Raw genomic sequence first — 18,890 nt, 5'->3', positions numbered from 1 at the left:
GATATATCGAAAAAATCGTTGATATATTTTAAGTTACGGTAGATATATTGGCAAAATCGTCGATATAATTTGAGTTGCGTTCATTTTATAGGTACGATCGGTGTAATAACTAGAGGTGAGTGAAAGATGTTAACATTTTTATTTGAGTTAGACAAGAATATCCCACAGAAAGATGAGCGGCGGTATGATGCTTATTCAAAGGGCTTTATCGAAGGGGATGTAACGATTCGCGTGAGTGACAGCGTGCTTTTTCAAAAGTCATGCATGAAGGTCGCAGAGCTTGGCATTTATTTAGGGCAGTGGATGGAGCAAGTGCAGCACGGGCAGAATGTACATATGAATTATGAAACGCCTGACCGTGATGAGACAATTCTTAGTTTCTTCTATGAAGAGGACAATCAATGGAGAGTTTCTTCCAGTTGGCAACAATTTGAGGTTCAGGAATGTATTTCTACTACAGCATTAGTGGAGAGTGTTCAGCGTTATTTATATGAGTTAAATAAAGAACTGCGCGCGTTAGAATATCCTGTGACGTTTGATCAGTACTTAAGAGGAGAGCGGGTGATGCAGCTTTCTTACAAACGACTGTGTGATAGTAAAGCGGATACGGTGCCTATTGAGGTTTACAATGGAAGTGACAGAGTAGGCACAGTACGAGGCTATTATAAAAATACGTTGATGAGAGTGCTAGATTTCATTCCGAAAGTCGGTAGTAATATCATTTATGAAATAAAGGATAGCAAGGACAATATTCGCGTCATTGCAAAGGATGTAAGTAGGCAGCGCCAAAGAAAGATTTTAGTAACATATAAAGATAATCATGATGCAGAGCATGAAATACTTGTATGTGACGGAAAGTTATTGGATGCTAATTTCTTATTTACCTTTACATATAAGAGAGAAGAATTTGTTGTTCATAAAACTACTTTTGGGATGGGAAAGTTATTACGAAAAGGCTATGTAATTGCAGATTGGAATATTCGTCTTGAGGAAGATATGTATCACATCGAGATGAATGTATACGATGAAGATTATATAGAAGACCAATATTTACTGTTGGGCGTATTTCATGCGGTTTTGTATGGGTGATCGTTGTATAAATGAAAAATACCGGTATTCTTTGTGAAAAGAATGCCGGTATTTTTATTTATCCTCAAAAATAAAAACTTCATCAATCGTACTATGAAGTGCCCTCGCAATATCGTGAGCAAGCTGCAAGGAAGGATTATATTTTCCTTTTTCGAGATGGTTAATTGTTTCACGACGTACACCAACTTGTTTCGCTAAATCTTCTTGCGTCATATTCAATTTGGCGCGGTATTCTTTTATTTTCGTTACGAACGCCACGGCGCATCTTCCATTTCATCAACTGGTTTATCGTAAAAGAACATAGAGAATCCGAACGTAAGAATAAGCGTGCCGAAAATAAGAGCGATATCAATCTCTTGTAGCACCGGGTTTGGAAATAACATTTCAATGAACATAATGATAGCGGTAGTTAGTAACGTAACGATAAAGGCATTGCGGCACGATTTATTGACGATTTGTTCAAACAGTTCATCGTGTTGAACCGTTCTATATGAGGTGAAAAAGGAGAAGAAACAAAACATAGTAAACAATCCTTTTTCATAAAAAAAGCCAAGAAAACCGAAGAAACCGAGAAATCCTAAATATTTTATCCAAGTTGTTTTCATGATAGTTCCTCCTTATCATGTTAGAAATAAATCACGTTATGTTATAAATATATGACATATGGATAGGAATGGTAATAATAGTTTTTTAGTTTGCTTCATAATAATAGTAAAAAGAGGAAATATACTGCGAAATAAAGAGGATAATATTGTAAAATGGTTGTAAGGAGGGGGAGGAAGGTATGCTAAATTGGATCATGATCGTTGTATTACTTGTAGTCATTACTGTAGTCGCGACAGTGTTAATTGGGCGAAAGGGTGATGCAAATTATAGTAAAGCAACAAAGGGGAATATTAGAAGACTTACGATGATTTATATTATACTCGCTGTCGTTTTAATCGTTGGGTTAGGTCTGTATATTTATTTTAAAGGTTAAAAACTGAAAAATACAAAAATATAAAAATATAAGTATGCTATAATGTTAATATAGTTATTTGGTAATTAAGGAAAGGATTGGATGGAATGATTGAAATTATGAATGTGTCAAAAAGTTATAATGGTTCTACCTATGCAGTAAAAGATTTAAGTTTATCTGTGCCTAGCGGAGAAATCTTTGGATTTTTAGGGCCAAATGGTGCCGGTAAATCAACGACAATTAAGATGATTACTGGTATCCATGGGGTGGACAAAGGGACGATTACGATTAACGGTATAGATATTATGAAAAATCCGATGGAAGCGAAAAAGACGTTTGGTTATGTCCCAGATAGTCCAGATATGTTTTTACGATTAAAGGGAATTGAATATTTAAACTTTATGGCAGATATGTATGAAGTGCCGAAAGAAGTACGCCAAGAAAGAATTGAGTCCTTAGCGAAGAAATTTGATCTTTATAATGCTTTATCAGATCAAATTCAAAGTTACTCGCACGGTATGAGACAAAAGATTGTTATTATTGGTGTGCTCGTGCATGAGCCAGATGTATGGATTTTAGATGAACCGTTAACGGGGCTTGATCCGAAATCTGCATATATTTTAAAAGAAATGATGAGAGAACATGCGGATAAAGGAAAGATTGTATTCTTCTCTACACACGTATTAGAAGTGGCAGAAAAATTATGTGATCGCGTCGCGATTATTAATAAGGGGAATTTGCAGTTTAAAGGGAATTTAGATGAAATGAGAGATCATTTTAAATCCAACGAATCACTTGAAAAAATGTTCTTGGAGATGACGGGCAATGAGTAAAATTTGGACGTTAACGAAAGTATTATTGAAATTAAATTATGCAGATTTTATAACAGATAAGAAGAAGCGATGGGCGTATGTATTTTCATTTGCGGCTATTTTATTTGTCGGATTTTTACTGTTTGGTTCTATCACGCATGCAATGTATGAGGGAATGATACATTTAGGGCAAGATCCAGGAATGATTATCGCAATGGGACTTGCGATTGCGAGTATATGGGTATTTTTAATGAGTATTACGAACATTTTAACTGTATTTTACTACAGCAATGACATTGAAATGTTATTACCATTACCATTAAAACCAGCGCAAATTATTTCAGCCAAATTTTTAACGGTATTAATTACACAATACGTAATGAGTTCATTTATTTTACTACCAATCTTCATTACTTACGGATTAAAAAGTGGAGCGTTTATTACATATTACATATATATGATTTTCATTTACTTACTCTTCCCGATTGTGCCGTTAGTACTAGCTTCGTTACTCATGACAGTTATTATGAGGTATACAAATATAGCGAAAAATAAAGACCGAGGAAATATATTTATCGGAATCGTAAGTATACTATTTATTGTAGGAATTAACGTGTTTTTGCAGTGGAAAAATAAAAGTTCGTTTTCTGAAGATGCAATTGCGGATTACCTTGCAAACAACCAGTCTTCTCTTTTAGTACAAATGACAAACTATTTTCCAACTACATATTTTGGAGCAGTAGCATTAGTAGAAAATGCAAATTGGAAGGGTCCTTTATACGTAATAATCTTTGCAGTTATTTCATTTGTATTTTTTGTGTTGTTTTATTACATTGCAGAGCGTACATATTTAAAAGGGGTTATTGGACTTTCAACGAGTACAGCAAAAAAAGAAGTCATTTCAGCAGAAGGCTTACAGAAATCTACGGTACAAAGTTCACATTTGAAAGCATATGTGAAAAAAGAATTTAAAACGTTATTCCGTACACCACAATTCTTCTTAAATTGTATCGTACAAACTTTCGTTATGCCGATTATGTTGTTCTTCATTTTATTCGTGCAAGATGGGAATTTAAAATGGATCACGGGATATATTGATAATCCAAAATCAGCAGGACTTGCAATTGGTGTTGGCCTTTGTGCCTCTCTATTTTTAATGGGAAGTAACGTCATCGCAACAACTTCATTCTCACGTGATGGAAGCTCTTGGTTTGTGAATCGTTATTTACCAGTAAAAGCTTCGGATATCTTTTTTGCGAAAGCGATCACTGCTTGGTTAATTAATGTAATTATTTTAGCAGTGTTCGGTATTACGATGGCAGTTGTAGCGGGAATTTCTCCAGTATTTATGGTTCTTTGGTTCTTATTAAGTGCGAACGGTTTATTGTTAATTAATTTAATCGGCACACGCTGGGATGCACAAACTGCAGATATACATTGGGATACAGAGCAGAAATTATTTAAGAGCCGCTATACAACTTTGTGGAATTTTTTAGCTAATATTTTAATAGCTTTAGTTATTGTAGCGGGAGTAAGTTTATTATACTTCTTCCTTCATGTCGGACTGTGGGTTATGTTTATCGTTTTATTTGTAATGTTTACGATTGTAAATTATATCTTTATTAAAATTTTAAAATTAGGTGCAGAACGTATATTGTCAAATATTGAATAAAAAGATAGATCCTCTGTATTCGTGCAGAGGATTTATCCATAGGTGGAGGAGAAAAGGTGAAGAAAATAGCAATTGTAACAGGGGCCACTCGTCTGAATGGAATTGGTGCAGTTGTATGCAAGGTGCTTGCTCAAAAAGGAATAGACATTTTTTTCACGTACTGGTCTCAGCATGATAAAGCGATGCCGTGGGGAATGCATGACAAAGAGCCCTTTTTGTTGAAAGAGGAGATTGAAAGTTACGGTGTTCGATGTGAAATGGCAGAAATCAACTTATCGCAGTCGTATTCGCCAAATCGTTTGTTTTATATGGTATCAGAACGGTTAGGTGATCCATCAATATTAATTAATAATGCAGCGTATGCTACTCATACGAGAATTGAGGAATTAAATGTAGAACAGTTAGATAAACATTATACGGTTAATGTTCGGGCTACTATTTTATTAAGTTCATTATTTATAAAACATTATGCAAGCAAGACGAGTGGGAGTATTATTAATCTTACTTCAGGACAGTCACTCGGGCCAATGCCTGATGAACTGGCATACGCAGCAACGAAAGGGGCAATTGAAGCATTTACAAAATCAGTAGCACCAGTTGCGATGGAGAAGAGGATTACAGTAAATGCTGTTGATCCAGGACCGACGAATACAGGATGGATTACAGAGGAGCTGAAGCATCATTTAGTATGGAAGTTCCCGCAAGGTAAAGTAGGAGAGCCGGTGGATGCTGCGCGCTTAATATCTTTTTTAGTAAGTGAAGAAGCGAAATGGATTACTGGGCAAGTTATTCATTCGAATGGTGGTTACTCATAAATATATTATGTTAACAGTTGTTGAGAAACAAAAAAACGAAAGAAAATTTTAATTTTTTGTATAAATAAAATGTCAAGAAAGATAAAAATTTGATAGAAGAGTATATCGTCATATGAAGATCGTAATTCTTCATGTGACAATATACTCTTTTTCTTTTACTACAGAGAAGAAAAATGAAGTAGAAGAAACTCGAATATTCAAATTGATTTATCAGTTTTTGTACGTATTATTATGAAGATTACTGTCGGAAAAATGATAATTCGTATGAAAAGGGATTTTTTACGGGGAAATCGAATCGTAAAGGGGAGGATAAATTACGTAAACATAGGGGGATTTATATGAAAATGAAAAAGGTCGCTATCGCATCGATAACAATTGGTACAATGCTTACTATGGCAGCGTGTAGTCCGTCAGCAGATAAAGAAACAGAAAAGAAAGAGCAAGTAACTGCGCAAAATGAAGGAGAAGTAAAAACGACAAGTACAGATGAAACGTCAAAAACAACGAAAGATACTGACAAAGAAACAAATACTTCTTCCAACGAAAAAACAGATAAAGATGCAAAAAACACGAAAGAATCATCAGGAACAGAAAGTAACGGTAAAACGTCAGCTCAAAACGAGAATGTAAAAACAAAAGAAAAAGAGACGACAGGAAAAACGAATGATCAAACGACTAGCGGGAAAACAACAGATCAAAGTACAAGTACAAATTCAGACGGAAAAACAACGAAAGATCCTAAGAAAAGTGTAGCGGTGAAAACAAATGTAAAAGAAGTTGCGGCATTAATTGATAGCTTAGACAAGCAATTAGCTGCTAATCCGAAATTAGAAACAGTAAATAAACTTGGAAAACAAATTAATGCAAAGTGGGATGTAATTGAGAAAGAGTTAGAAACATCACACCCAGCTGAATATAAAACAATTGGACAAAGTATGTATCCGTTAATTGTAGGGGCGGAGAAAGAAAAGATAGATATTACTAAAATGAAGTCCTTAACGACGAAAACGAAAAAAGATTTAAATCAATTATTAACAAAACTTTCGTAGTTTTAAAAGCCTACTTGTGGGAGTAGGCTTTTTTTATGTTGAGAGTGTAATGAAAGTTTATGGGAATCATAATGAAAAAGGATGGTGATAAAAATGACAATCGATCGAATTTGTACAATTGGGCCAGCAAGTAATAATAAAGAAACGTTAGCGCAGTTAATAAGCAATGGTATGAAAATTGTTCGGCTAAATTTATCACATGGGACGCATGAAAGTCATAAAGATATCATTCGTTTAGTGAAATCGTTAGATGATTCTATTAAAATTTTAGGCGATGTACAAGGTCCTAAAATAAGGTTAGGTGAAATGAAAGGAGAACAAATTACACTTCAGGCGGGAGATTCTTTTATTTTGCATACGCAACCAGTTACAGGGAGTAGTACGGAAGCAAGTGTTGATTATGAAGGAATCGCGAATGATGTGAAAGTCGGAAGTAGAATTTTAGTTAATGATGGTGAAGTTGAGTTAATCGTTGAGAAAGTAAGTACGGATAAAATAGAAACGAAGGTGAAAACAGGTGGTAATATCTCCTCTCATAAAGGGGTGAACTTACCAGGCGCAATCGTTCGTTTACCAGCTATTACAGAGAAAGATAAAAAAGATATTCAGTTTCTTTTAGAAGAAGGTGTTGATTTTATCGCATGTTCTTTCGTAAGAAAACCTAGTCATATAAAAGAAATACGAGATTTCATACAACAATATAAAGAAACGTCACCTAATTTAATTGCCAAAATAGAAACGATGGAAGCGATTGAAAATTTTCAAGATATATGTAAAGAAGCAGATGGAATTATGATTGCAAGGGGAGATTTAGGAGTTGAGTTACCGTTTCAATTTATTCCGCTCTTGCAAAAAATGATGATTCAGGAATGTAATCGAACGAATACATATGTTATTACAGCAACACAAATGCTTCAATCTATGGTAGATCATTCTATTCCAACAAGGGCAGAGGTAACTGATGTGTTTCAAGCTGTACTGGACGGAACGAATGCTGTTATGCTTTCTGCTGAAAGTGCTTCAGGAGAGCATCCGGTTGAAAGTGTGAGTACACTACGTCTCGTTTCTGAATTTGCTGAGCATGTAAAAAAAGACGGTCCTTTTGTGATGAAAGATGTACTGGAATTGCTGCATAAATCTTTGGATGAGTGAAAAATAAAAAGAGGGCGGATATGTATCCGTCCTCGTGTGTTTCATTCTATTCCTGCTCTTGCTCATCCAAAATCTTTTCAAACGCAGCAGATACTTTTTCAAATTCCTCGTCATTCTCAATATATGAGAATTCACTATCTTCTTCTACTTTTAAAAAGAAAATATCAATGTCTTCCTCGGTTTCTGTTTGGATATCTTCAACAAAGGCAACTGCAATATATTCAGCGCCTTCGACATCCATCGCTCCAAGCACTTCTACTTCTTGCTCTTCGTTATTCTCATCACTAAGAGTAAACACTTCGCCAACTTCAATATCAGACATATTCATTCTCCTCCTGTCCAACTCTAATAAATAGAGTGTTTAAACTGCATACATACTAATATATCTTTCCATGAAAAATCAATTTCATACATAGGAAAAATCAAATTCTACTTCTTTCTTATGGGTATGCAGCTATAAGGAGCGCATGTTATCTTATTCAATCCATTCAACAATTGCATCCATAGTCTGTCTTGTTTTATCACGTTTTGGCTCTTCTTTACGGTAACCAAAGGCAACCATAACAGATACTTCAAAGTTATCTCCATTGATAATGCCTTCTTGACGAAGTAAAGAATCTACTTTCTCTTTATCAAATCCTTCTATTGGACAAGAATCAATCCCGATTTGAGCTGCGCTCGTCATCATATTCCCTAAAGCAATATAAGTTTGCTTAGATGCCCAATCAAATACAGCACGATCAGATTGTAATAAGTTAAAATCTGTTTCCTGGAACTTTTTGAAGAATTCATATCTAATTTTTTGCGCGTCTTCAGGTAATTCAATACTATCATTCATCATATGTTTAATATAATCTGCATCATAATGCATATCTTTAATATTTCTTGAAAGAACAATGACAAAGTGGCTAGCTGTTGCAAGTTGCCCACCAGCGCCCCATGAATATGGTTGTAGTTTTTCTCTTACTTCTTTATTTTGTACGACAACAAATTTCCAAGGTTCATATCCGAAAGAAGAAGGGGATAATCTGCCTGTTTCTAAAATGAATTTAAAATCTTCTTCTGAAATTTTGTGCATAGGATCGAACGCTTTACATGCATGTCTGAAATGAAAAGCTTCCATAATTTTTTCTTTTGTAATTTGATTTGTATTTGTCATAAAAGTTCCTCTTTTCATTAATTTATTTTGTAACCAAATTATATTTTTAAAGTAACATAGAAACAAGTACGCACATTTATGTGGTATAGTATCAAAAAAGATACTAATGTTAAGGGAAGGGATTTATTATGGATTGTTCAAACGAAAATAATGTAAATTACCCATTTTTAAATAAATATTCTTGTCCAGTGGAAGCGATGGTTGAGGTCATTGGAGGGAAATGGAAAGGGGTAATTTTGTATCATCTATTAGATGGGACGAAGAGGTTTAATGAATTAAAAAGATTAAAACCTAATATCACACAAAGAATGTTAACATTACAGCTGAGAGAACTTGAAGCAGATGGTATCATACATCGTGAAGTGTACCGTGAAGTACCTCCAAAAGTAGAATATTCGTTAACGGAGCTTGGTGAATCGCTTCGTCCAATGATTCTATTAATGATGGAGTGGGCGACTCATAATATGGAGAAAGTTTTGGAGAGTAGGAATGCACAAAATAATAGTAAATAGTTGAATTTGGTATAGTAGAGAGAACGGATGAGAAGTGATGTTAAGAAATAATATTATTGCACTGCTGATTCCTCTTTTTATTGGCGTTTTCAGGTGGTTATTATCAAATTTCACAAATATATTAAATACGCGTAGTTTTGAGTAGAGCGTAATTATTTTATGTAAACTAATTATTGAGTTGCTCTCATCTATATAAAAACTTGTATACGTAATTCTATAATGGTAGGAAGGCACTTTTAGTTTAATACATAATACATCCATTGCTTTTAGGGAACAGTAATTCAAAACTTAAAACAATGGAGGTTATACTAATGCAAAAAGTACTTTTTTCTTTCTTTTGTATATTTTGTTTCGTAATTGGAAGTTCTTTCACTGTTCATGCTTTTTCTCCAAAGCAGTTGCCGGTTTCTCAAACGTCAGATCGATGGAAAATAGAAATTAAGAAACCTGATAAAAAAACTAGTTTAGTTACATCTAAAAAGGATGTTTTTGATACGTATGGTTTCGAGGTTCAAGATATTGGGAAGGACGCTTATCATGTAACCGTTGAAGTATTTCGAAATGAACCACATTCTCAAACGAAGTATGAACTTTTCACTTCTAAAAAAGATCATGTGTTAAGTAAAGAAATTGCTTTTAATCATGCGAATTTTCCTATATCCGTTCAGTCTAATGAACTTGAAGTTATTATAACTTGGCAAGAAAAGCCTTCTAAAGTGTTGGAAAATGGACAAAAAGACTGTGAGGCGGAAAGAAAGTATAAACAGACATTTATATTTAAACAAAATTAAATTGTGCGAAAAAACTCCATTATTTTTAATGGAGTTTTTTATTTTAACATTTACATTTTGAAAACACTTCACAATCATAACGTAGTAGGCGTATTAAAATACTTATTTAGTGTATTGTCTTTTAAAGAAGAAAGCGGAACCTTTACCTCACTACCTTCCTTCATATTCCGCAGCACAACAGTTTCTGTACTAAGTTCTTCTTCCCCAATAATAAGCACATAAGGGATATTCTCTTTATTTGCATAATTAAGGGCGCGTTTTAATTTGCGTCCCGCTAGTTCAAGTTCGATTTTTAAGGAAGTGGTAGAACGTAATTGCTGGGCGATTTGTAAGCATTGTAATTCTGTTCCGAGCGGGATGATAAATACATCCGCTGTAGATGATACTGTTTCTTTCTGTGATAGTGCTGTATAAATAACGTCTAAACCGAATGAAATACCGACTGTTGGATAGTTCATATCATCACCACGGAATGCTCCAATAATATTATCGTAACGACCACCGCTACCGATGCTAGATGTAATTGATCCATCTTTTAAAAAGATTTCATATACGGTACCTGTATACATTGTGAGTCCTCGCGCTAAAAACGGATTAAATATAGCATTTTCATTTATTCCAAGTGCGATTAAATATTGCTGTAATTGTTGTAATTCGTTTACTCCATCGGCAACGAGTGGATTATTGAAAGCTTCTTTAAAGTCAGCAATTGAAAGCTGTAGACAAGATAATACGGTATTACATATCGTATCAGCCATTTCTTCAGAAATTCCGCGCTCTAATACATCTTTTCGTACGCCATCAATCCCAATCTTTTCGATTTTGTCTAATGATAAAATGACGTCACTTGTTAATTCAGTAGGGATGTTAATGGCCTGAAGAATACCATTTAACAATTTGCGGTTATTATATTGGATTGTTACTTCTAAGTTTAACGTTTGGAACAGCTCAAACGCCATGCTCATAAGTTCAGCTTCTGCCATGACAGACTCAACACCGACTATATCAACGTCACATTGTATAAACTCACGAAATCTCCCTTGTTTAATAGGGCCATCTCGAAACACTTTCCCAATTTCATACCGTTTAAAAGGAAGGCGGATGTTCGGGTTCATTGCCACAACCTTTGCGAATGGAATAGTTAAATCGTAACGTAAGGCAAGACCGCGTTTTCCTTGATCCTGAAGCGTATATATTTCTTTTAATATTTCATCGCCACCGCCGTACTTGTAAGACATAAGCTCATACATATTTAATGTCGGCGTTTCTAACGGTTTACATCCGTATCGTTCAAATGTATTTTCGCACGCTCTTTTAATTTTATTTCGTAGTACTTGTTCCTCTGGTAAATAGTCTTTCGTTCCTTTTACATTTCTCATTTCCACCATAATCACTCCTTTTTAAATTAAAAAAAGCTATGCGGGTATAAAAATACCCACATAGCTTTATGAACGCTTCGTGGGTCAACAGGAAAAGCCCTGTACCCACGAAGAAAAATTTTTCTTCGGATACACGGCGTTACGTATGATGATGAAGTTGGAAAGAAATATTAAAATTTTGCATTACAAATCTCTCCTTAACAATAAGTTTTTCCAAATTATATCAAATGATTTTTGAATTATCAATATTTTTAGTTTTGAAATATACGTGAAGTTATGTAGGAGAAATGGAAAAGGGTGTATAATAAAACTTAATAATATGAAATAACCGTTTAAGGAGATCACTATGAAAAAAGATAAAACAAATGCGATGCGAATATTAGATAAAGAGAAAATTGAATATTCGATGATGTCATATAATCCAGACGATGGGAAAATTGATGGCGTATCAGTAGCCGAGAAAATTGGACGAGAAGTGAGAGAAGTATATAAAACGTTAATCGCTCAAGGGAACAGTAAAAATTATCATGTGTTTATCATCCCGGTAGATGAGGAACTAAATTTAAAAGCTGCCGCAAAAGCAGTAAGTGAAAAGAAAATTGAAATGATTCCTGTTAAAGATATTACGAAAGTTTCAGGATATATTCGCGGCGGCTGTTCACCAGTCGGAATGAAGAAGTTATTTTCTACATGTATTGATGCGAGTGCCCAATTACTTGAAACGATGATAGTAAGCGGCGGAAAAATAGGTATACAAATTGAGCTGAAAGTGGATGACTTGGTGAAAGTGACGAGAGCGCAGTTTGGTGAGGTAACGAAATAAATATACATAGGGAAAGAAGTTCTAGTTTAGATAAACATTTATAGGATAATTAGTCCATTATGGGGCTGATTATCCTTTTTATTTATATGTCTATATTAAAATGATTAAATATTGAATATTCAGTTTGAAACAGACTGTAATATGAATCATTTGTTTGGCTTTGGGGGGAGGACAATGCCTCGTTACAAGGAATTTAAATAAACAAGAGTTACCCTTAAAGATAGCAAAAGGACTGGAGAGTGTTTTAATGAGTTTTCAAGAAATACCCATAAGAAAGCATATATTGGTAATGCTAGTATTTTTGAAAAACCCCACGCATAAGAGTATGCAAGATTTTATACAGTTTTTTGGCTAATCGAGTAACAAACAAGAACCATAAAACGATACCAGAATAGGAATGTATAGAATATGTATAGATTCATAGAACTAAAAAAGAAGGTTCCCTTGTGAGAGCAGGGTTCTCCTTTTTTCATGCTACTGATAATAGGACGTTATGTTAACCTGATATGTATAGAATATACATCTAAAAATATGAACAAATCAGTTACCTCAAATGGTACAATAAGGAAAATGATTAGATATGAAGGAGAAACTATATGAAAGAAAAGACTTGTAATCAATGCGGAATATCATTGACAAAATCCCTTCTGAAATCTGTGGGAGGCAGTGTTGGTATTTTGAATAAACCATCCCAACATGCTGTTGTAAATGCAACGTATAGTGAGGTAATTCCATATGTTTGTTCCAAATGTGGAGAAGTTCGTTTCTTTATTAATGATCCAGAAAAATATAAAGAATAGTAAACCTTCTCTTAAATAATGGGGGATTGCTATGGCGTTTTATTTTATAGGAGGAGGTAGGGGAATTATGGGGAAAGAAATACTGTTTGATAATGAAGGTGTGATTCTAAAGCTAAATGGGGTAACAGGATTACTTGCATTTAAACTAAAATTAAAAATGCCTTATAACACGATCAAGAGTGTCTATGTTGACTATTTTGATGCTCCACAATGGATGCTTCGTATGCCTGGAACATCAATTTCTTCTCTCAATATTTTTGAAGGAAGTTTTAAATATGCTGACGAATGGTACTTTCTCTCTTATGAAAATAGAGTCCCTCTCGTAATGATTGAATTAGAAGGTCATGAAAAATATAAATATATCTTTTTTGAGATTGATGATCCTACCAAAATAGCCGCAGATATTAGAAAACATATAAAAGATTTTTAATTATTGTTGCACCTATCTATATATTACTTCCGCTAATGAGACGTTATGTTAACCGAGCATGTATAGAATATTCATCTTATGTTGTTCCATTAAAGGGCCAGTTTAATTCAGCAAAAAGGAAAATTTATTAGACATAGAGAAATACAAGTTTGTTAGCAATTGAGTAAGTTAAGGAGATTATATTTATAATGAATACTATAAAAACCACAGGGTGCTTTACTATTGTTGATAATAATGAAGGCAAAATATTGCTAGTTAAACGAAATGATTATCCTATCTGGGATTTGCCTGGGGGAAGATTAGAAGAGAACGAACAGTTAGATAAATGCGCTATAAGAGAAACTGAAGAAGAAACGGGCTATATAATTGCTATTGAACGTAAAATAGGAGAATATCACCAGCCTGAATACAATGATATGCAACATATATTTTCAGGAAAATTACTAGGAGGAGAACCAATAAATAATGGACCTGAAACTGCAAAAATTGGATGGTTTAATCCTAGTAGATTACCTTTTTTAATGGTTCCAAATAGAAAAAAACAGATCAATAATTTTATGAAACACAAAAATTCACTAATAAAAGAGACATTAAAGACACCATTTATGGTAAAGGTATTGAAAAAAATTATGTGAGATGGTTATTGAATTAACGGGTGCTTTTCTTGAATAAGGATCAGTTCTTAATTTCTTGTATCTATCAAAAAAGATAATTTGTACTTCCGACTTCGAAAGTTATGTAAATAAGCTGTTCAATGGATTCCCATAGAAAACTATGGTGAGATGAAATGTTTGATTTTGAAGCACTTCAAACTCTTAGCTAGATGGCTATGTATCGGTACCCCACAATAAAAAGGCAGGGACATATCAAATATGTCCCTGCCTTTGATTTTAGAGACGTGTTTCCTAACAGTTGATTTTGTTAACGAAAGTCGACTTCAAATCCATATTTTGTTTGAAATAAAAGCATATAATAAAAGTATGAGGTGATGATGTGAAGGAGATAAACATTCATAAAGTAATTGCGGATAAGAGAAAAGAAAAGGGAATTACGCAAGAAGAGTTAGCGGCGTATATCGGTATTACGAAGGCATCTGTTTCTAAGTGGGAGACAGGGCAGAGTTATCCGGATATTACATTTTTACCACTGTTAGCATCGTACTTTAATATAAGTATAGATGAACTAATCTGTTATACACCGCAAATGGAACCAGAAGATATTAGGGATTTATATCATAGACTAGCAGAAGCTTTTAGTGAAAAACCATTTGATGAAGTAATGATGGAGTGTAGGGAAATCGTAAAAAAATATTATTCTTGCTTTCCATTATTAATTCAAATAGGAATACTTTTTATTAATCATCACATGTTAACGGAGGACACGGATAGAAGAATTGAAATTTTAGAAGAAGCAATGAATCTCTTTAGCAGGGTTCAGGAAGAAAGTGACGATGTTTCTCTTGTGAAAGAGGCGGTATCGTTTCAAGCAACTTGCTATCTTATACTCAATAAACCGAATGGAGTATTGAAATTGCTTGGCGGAACGATACGTCCTAACGTTCCAGAAGAGGATTTAATTGCCCAAGCATATCAAATGCTTGGAAATGCTGAAAAGGCAAATGAAATAATGCAAATTAGCATGTACCAACATTTAATACAACTCGTTGCGACAATACCGAATTATGTAGTAGTAAATGCCTCAAGCGCTGAAAAGGTAGAGGTAATTTTAAATAGAGCTTACATGTTAATAGATATATATGAAATAGAAACATTACATCCCAATATGACTTTAAAAGTATACTATGCTGCTGCGCAAGTATATTGTATGCAAGGGAATTTTGAAAGAGCATTAGAAATGTTACGTAAATATGTAGCAGTTTGTGCGGCAAGCTTCACAGTAAATAGTCTGCATTTACACGGTGATTCCTATTTTGATGCGATTGATGGATGGTTTGCAGAGTTTCCGCTCGGCGCTAAAACAGTTAGAAATGAAGAGATTATAAAGCGAAGCATGCTACAAAGTATTGCAGAGAATCCAGTTTTTGCTCCAATGAAAGATATAAGAGAGTATAAAAATATAATAACGAGTTTGAAATTTAAATTGGATATAAAAGAATAGGGGGACAAAATGATGACCTTTGACGAATATGAAGTAGCGATAAAGAGTGAATTAACTTTGCAAGGTACGATTACAAAGCCAAAAGCTGACGGGAAGTATGCGGCTGTTGTCATTATCGCGGGATCTGGAGAAATTGACCGTGATGGAACAATCGTACCGCTAAAGCTTGAGGCGAACATATATAAAGATTTAGCGCATGTAATGGCGAGACTTGGGGTAGTGACGCTCCGCTTTGATAAGCGCGGAGTAGGAAAGAGTGACGGAGAATTTCTAAAGACTGGAATGTGGGATTTAGTTAGTGATATAGAGTCTACGATTACGTATTTAAAAGAACAACCATTTGTTGATCCGGAAAATATCATTTTAGCTGGTCATAGTGAAGGTTGTATGTTGGCAACTGTAGTAAACGCAAGAACACCAGTTAATGGGCTTATCCTTCTTACAGGAGCTGCGGAATCATTAGAAGAGGCTACGAAAAGACAAAGAGAAATTGCTTATAAAGAATTAAAAGAACAAAAAGGAATAAAGGGAAAACTAATGCGCCTTCTCAAGGTGGAGAAACGTGGAGAAAAGCAGATGGAAAAAATAAAAGAGAAAATGATGAATACAGAAAAAGATACGATTAAAGTTGGTTTTAAACCGATGAACGCAAAATGGTTTAGAGAGCATTTTCAGCATGACATTTATAAAGACTTACAACAAGTAACATGTCCAGTGCTAGCAATTGCTGGTGATAAAGATATTCAGGCTGACCCTGAAAAAGCGAAGCGAATTGGTGATTATGTGAAAGGTGATTCTGAGGTACATGTAATAAAAGATATGGATCATAGTTTGAAAAGTTTTGAGGGGGATTTTAAAGCTTTAGAGTTTAAAAAGAATTACGAAGAAGGGGCGGGAAAGCCACTTCATCCAGAGCTGGAAGAAATAATTGCGAATTGGATGGATACGTATTTTATCTCGCAGTATGCTGGCAGTAAGACATCCACCTTAAAAATCTGCGTTAGAAGGGAGAGTAACTGCTTGTAAAAGCCTGATTGGTGTGGGTACCTATGAATCCTACACCAATCGGGCTTTTTTGTAATTGTCGTTTCAATCCCACGAAGGAAACAGCATTCTTCAACTAACTCTATTACAGAAGCCGATACACCCTCATCACAATGATTCTTGAAAGAACCTATCATAAGAAATTTTTCTTTTTAATTTATAATAAAGATAAAAAAATGTGAATTTTATAGAAAAAGAACGACATATGAAGTAAAATGTCATGTATAGTTTCTATCATTCTCTTTTATAATTGTTTGAAATGTTCTTACATATTGATTTATCTGGGAGAATGTATAGATTTCGATTGATTATATGTAATGAAAAATGAAGGTGTTATGTAACTATTAGGATGTACATTAGAAGAAGTGTGAGGAGGAAGGTATATCTATTAAAATAGCAAGATATACTAAATTAAATATGAGTATTAAATTGAATAAAAAAGTAGTAGCATTAACAGCAGGACTAACAGTATTATCTTCATCGATGGTATCGTTCGCAGAAGAACAGCCATCTGTAAATAACCATCAATCTATAAGTATTCAGGAACAAAGCGGGACAGATCAACTTCAAGTATCAGAAGAACAAGTTTTAAAAAGTATTGAAGAAAGTTTTGAAGGGGTAGATGGACGCGGTGGAGGTACTATCAATAATAAGAAAGTGGACAGTCTTCAAAGTTCAGAAGGTATTTATGAAGAAACGGGTACATTAACGGTTCCTCACAATTCAAATAGAACAAAGCGTAGTCTTGCTTTCTCAGCACCTACAGTTTCTAGTACGATAAACGGGGTTCCATTCACGGAATGGATTGTTCCAACAGGTAACGATAATATTCGCCCTCAAAATCATATGATTCCAAAGTATATTACAATTCATGAGACTGATAATAAAAGCGTAGGAGCAGGAGCTAAAAGCCACGCTCAATACTTATATAACCAAGCAGTAGGAGAAACAGACCGAGCTGCATCATGGCACTTTACAGTAGATGATAAAGAAATTTATCAACACTTACCATTGAACGAGAATGGATGGCACGCAGGAGATGGTGATGGGCCGGGTAATAGAGAATCTATTGCAATTGAAATTGCAGTTAATAGTGATGGTGACTACAATAAGGCAGTCGATAACGCTAAGAAACTTGCAGCTTATTTAATGAAAGAAACGGGTGTACCATTAAACAACATCGTAAAACATCAAAAATGGAGTGGTAAAAACTGTCCCGATATGTTGATTAATAGTGGACAATGGGTACCATTCGTAAATGGCATTGAAGGATATTATAATAAATTTTATCAACCGACAGACGATATAACAGGAGGTTGGTATGAATCGGCTATTCGTGATTTGAACAGAAGAGGTATTATGGTAGGAGAAGGAAACGGCATTTTTGCGCCTAATAGATCTGTAACAAGAGCTGAGTTTGCGCAATTAATCTCGAATTCTTTAAGTCTTCCAGCTGGAGATGCAACGTTTAAAGATTTAAATGATGTAAATTCAACTTTACGAGATGGTATTAAACGTACTGCAAGTGCAGGCATCATTTCTGGTAGAGGAGACGGTAATTTTGACCCTAACACACCTATTACAAGAGAAGAAGCAGCGGTTATTGTAAATAAAGCTTTACAGTACAAAGGAATAAATGGACCATTGGTAAACTTACCATTTACAGATAAAGGTCAAATTATCTATAAAGAAGCTGTACAAAGATTATACGGCTTAGGTATTGTAACAGGTATGGGAGATAACCTATATGTCCCTAAAGGAACAACAACTCGTGGTGAAACTGCAGCATTCATTTTAAACATGCTTCAAGTTATTGAAACTGGGAATGTTCAAAAAGGAATTGGTACGGTTGAAATAAATGGTATTGGAGTAAATGTTCGCAGCGGAGCAGGATCTAGCTACTCTGTTGTTAGAAAAGCAAGCAAAGGTGAAAAAGCTACAGTATACGAAGAAAAGAATGGTTGGCTAAGAATTGGTACAGGTGAGTGGGTTTATAATGAGCCTAGCTACATCGTCTATACGAAAGATAAAAATTAAATAGTTACGAGTAAGTCATACATCACATATCTCATGTATTCCCAGGCAATGGACAGCATTTTCTCCATTGCCTGTAAAACATTGACCGTTTTAGGTTAGTTTAGTATATAGTTTTTTCAGTTTTTTCGTAATTTTGTATTTGTGAACGAGAGCTTTTGTTATTACACTATCTTCATTTGTTATCGGCAGAGTGGGGTGAAATATAGGATATTGCAATCCAATTAAAGCTTTACTTTTTCCATAATGCAGT

21 protein-coding genes are annotated in these 18,890 nt (G+C 34.5%); 16 read left to right on the top strand and 5 right to left on the bottom strand.

Annotation, left to right across the window (positions count from 1 at the left end; genetic code table 11):
• Nucleotides 1–126 precede the first annotated feature (126 nt).
• The gene (locus BAQ46_RS27880) at nucleotides 127–1,089 is read left to right on the top strand and encodes a tubby C-terminal domain-like protein (protein WP_071743290.1); all 963 of its coding nucleotides are present in this window, start codon (nucleotides 127–129) and stop codon (nucleotides 1,087–1,089) included.
• Nucleotides 1,090–1,143: 54 nt separating this feature from the next.
• Here BAQ46_RS27880 and BAQ46_RS27875 read toward each other — a convergent pair whose 3' ends face one another.
• Nucleotides 1,144–1,347 (bottom strand): helix-turn-helix transcriptional regulator, encoded by a 204-nt coding sequence (locus BAQ46_RS27875; RefSeq protein ID WP_000896292.1) that lies wholly within the window; start codon nucleotides 1,345–1,347, stop codon nucleotides 1,144–1,146.
• The gene (locus BAQ46_RS27870) at nucleotides 1,335–1,694 is read right to left on the bottom strand and encodes a DUF3796 domain-containing protein (RefSeq protein WP_000859221.1); all 360 of its coding nucleotides are present in this window, start codon (nucleotides 1,692–1,694) and stop codon (nucleotides 1,335–1,337) included. Before BAQ46_RS27870 ends, BAQ46_RS27875 begins: the two co-directional genes overlap by 13 nt.
• A gap of 179 nt (nucleotides 1,695–1,873) precedes the next feature.
• Here BAQ46_RS27870 and BAQ46_RS27865 point away from each other — a divergent pair, with 179 nt between their 5' ends.
• The 6 genes from BAQ46_RS27865 (at nucleotide 1,874) to BAQ46_RS27840 (ending at nucleotide 7,547) form a co-directional block, all read left to right on the top strand.
• Nucleotides 1,874–2,068, top strand: coding sequence for a hypothetical protein (locus tag BAQ46_RS27865; protein WP_000935861.1), 195 nt, complete (start codon nucleotides 1,874–1,876; stop codon nucleotides 2,066–2,068).
• A gap of 86 nt (nucleotides 2,069–2,154) precedes the next feature.
• Entirely contained in the window at nucleotides 2,155–2,880 is a 726-nt protein-coding gene (locus BAQ46_RS27860; RefSeq protein ID WP_000570055.1) for an ABC transporter ATP-binding protein, read from the top strand.
• Nucleotides 2,873–4,531: a putative ABC transporter permease subunit gene (locus tag BAQ46_RS27855; protein WP_000036873.1), complete on the top strand. Its 1,659-nt coding sequence runs from the start codon at nucleotides 2,873–2,875 to the stop codon at nucleotides 4,529–4,531. The genes BAQ46_RS27860 and BAQ46_RS27855 overlap by 8 nt, the downstream gene beginning before the upstream one ends.
• Nucleotides 4,532–4,587: 56 nt before the next feature.
• The gene (locus BAQ46_RS27850) at nucleotides 4,588–5,346 is read left to right on the top strand and encodes an SDR family oxidoreductase (protein ID WP_071743288.1); all 759 of its coding nucleotides are present in this window, start codon (nucleotides 4,588–4,590) and stop codon (nucleotides 5,344–5,346) included.
• 338 nt (nucleotides 5,347–5,684) lie between these two features.
• Entirely contained in the window at nucleotides 5,685–6,395 is a 711-nt protein-coding gene (locus BAQ46_RS27845; RefSeq protein WP_071743287.1) for a hypothetical protein, read from the top strand.
• Between the two features lie 81 nt (nucleotides 6,396–6,476).
• Complete coding sequence (locus tag BAQ46_RS27840) at nucleotides 6,477–7,547, top strand: pyruvate kinase (protein WP_073536287.1); 1,071 nt, start codon at nucleotides 6,477–6,479, stop codon at nucleotides 7,545–7,547.
• A 46-nt stretch (nucleotides 7,548–7,593) separates the two neighbouring features.
• Here the strand turns inward: BAQ46_RS27840 and BAQ46_RS27835 are convergent, their stop codons facing one another.
• Both BAQ46_RS27835 and BAQ46_RS27830 read right to left on the bottom strand, forming a co-directional pair.
• Nucleotides 7,594–7,875: a DUF1292 domain-containing protein gene (locus BAQ46_RS27835; protein ID WP_001997837.1), complete on the bottom strand. Its 282-nt coding sequence runs from the start codon at nucleotides 7,873–7,875 to the stop codon at nucleotides 7,594–7,596.
• Between the two features lie 147 nt (nucleotides 7,876–8,022).
• The gene (locus BAQ46_RS27830) at nucleotides 8,023–8,706 is read right to left on the bottom strand and encodes an NAD(P)H-dependent oxidoreductase (protein ID WP_071743285.1); all 684 of its coding nucleotides are present in this window, start codon (nucleotides 8,704–8,706) and stop codon (nucleotides 8,023–8,025) included.
• A 128-nt stretch (nucleotides 8,707–8,834) separates the two neighbouring features.
• On the opposite strand from BAQ46_RS27830, the gene BAQ46_RS27825 reads away from it, so the two are divergent.
• Both BAQ46_RS27825 and BAQ46_RS27820 read left to right on the top strand, forming a co-directional pair.
• Nucleotides 8,835–9,218, top strand: coding sequence for a winged helix-turn-helix transcriptional regulator (locus BAQ46_RS27825; RefSeq protein ID WP_000340660.1), 384 nt, complete (start codon nucleotides 8,835–8,837; stop codon nucleotides 9,216–9,218).
• A 311-nt stretch (nucleotides 9,219–9,529) separates the two neighbouring features.
• Nucleotides 9,530–10,009, top strand: a complete 480-nt coding sequence (locus BAQ46_RS27820) for a hypothetical protein (protein WP_071743283.1) — start codon at nucleotides 9,530–9,532, stop codon at nucleotides 10,007–10,009.
• Between the two features lie 74 nt (nucleotides 10,010–10,083).
• Here the strand turns inward: BAQ46_RS27820 and BAQ46_RS27815 are convergent, their stop codons facing one another.
• Entirely contained in the window at nucleotides 10,084–11,397 is a 1,314-nt protein-coding gene (locus BAQ46_RS27815; RefSeq protein WP_071743281.1) for a histidine--tRNA ligase, read from the bottom strand.
• Between the two features lie 337 nt (nucleotides 11,398–11,734).
• On the opposite strand from BAQ46_RS27815, the gene ybaK reads away from it, so the two are divergent.
• From ybaK to BAQ46_RS27780, 7 genes are all read left to right on the top strand, one after another.
• On the top strand, nucleotides 11,735–12,211 hold the full coding sequence (gene ybaK / locus BAQ46_RS27810; RefSeq protein ID WP_000710877.1) for a Cys-tRNA(Pro) deacylase: 477 nt from the start codon (nucleotides 11,735–11,737) through the stop codon (nucleotides 12,209–12,211).
• A 677-nt stretch (nucleotides 12,212–12,888) separates the two neighbouring features.
• The gene (locus BAQ46_RS31485; protein WP_256460985.1) at nucleotides 12,889–13,011 is read left to right on the top strand and encodes a hypothetical protein; all 123 of its coding nucleotides are present in this window, start codon (nucleotides 12,889–12,891) and stop codon (nucleotides 13,009–13,011) included.
• Nucleotides 13,012–13,078: 67 nt separating this feature from the next.
• Nucleotides 13,079–13,441 carry a hypothetical protein gene (locus BAQ46_RS27800; protein ID WP_012644491.1) on the top strand — a complete coding sequence of 121 codons (363 nt, stop codon included), beginning with the start codon at nucleotides 13,079–13,081 and terminating at the stop codon, nucleotides 13,439–13,441.
• A gap of 188 nt (nucleotides 13,442–13,629) precedes the next feature.
• Nucleotides 13,630–14,076: an NUDIX hydrolase gene (locus tag BAQ46_RS27795; RefSeq protein WP_001092198.1), complete on the top strand. Its 447-nt coding sequence runs from the start codon at nucleotides 13,630–13,632 to the stop codon at nucleotides 14,074–14,076.
• Nucleotides 14,077–14,434: 358 nt separating this feature from the next.
• Nucleotides 14,435–15,559 (top strand): helix-turn-helix domain-containing protein, encoded by a 1,125-nt coding sequence (locus tag BAQ46_RS27790; RefSeq protein ID WP_071743278.1) that lies wholly within the window; start codon nucleotides 14,435–14,437, stop codon nucleotides 15,557–15,559.
• A 9-nt stretch (nucleotides 15,560–15,568) separates the two neighbouring features.
• Nucleotides 15,569–16,585, top strand: coding sequence for an alpha/beta hydrolase family protein (locus BAQ46_RS27785; protein WP_071743276.1), 1,017 nt, complete (start codon nucleotides 15,569–15,571; stop codon nucleotides 16,583–16,585).
• 435 nt (nucleotides 16,586–17,020) lie between these two features.
• Nucleotides 17,021–18,640, top strand: coding sequence for an S-layer homology domain-containing protein (locus BAQ46_RS27780; RefSeq protein WP_071743274.1), 1,620 nt, complete (start codon nucleotides 17,021–17,023; stop codon nucleotides 18,638–18,640).
• The last annotated feature ends 250 nt before the right edge of the window (nucleotides 18,641–18,890 follow it).

The organism is Bacillus paranthracis (genome assembly GCF_001883995.1).
Lineage (GTDB): Bacteria > Bacillota > Bacilli > Bacillales > Bacillaceae_G > Bacillus_A > Bacillus_A paranthracis.
The sequence above is the reverse complement of the archived record's forward strand: the minus strand, read 5'-3'. Positions and strand labels throughout refer to the sequence as shown.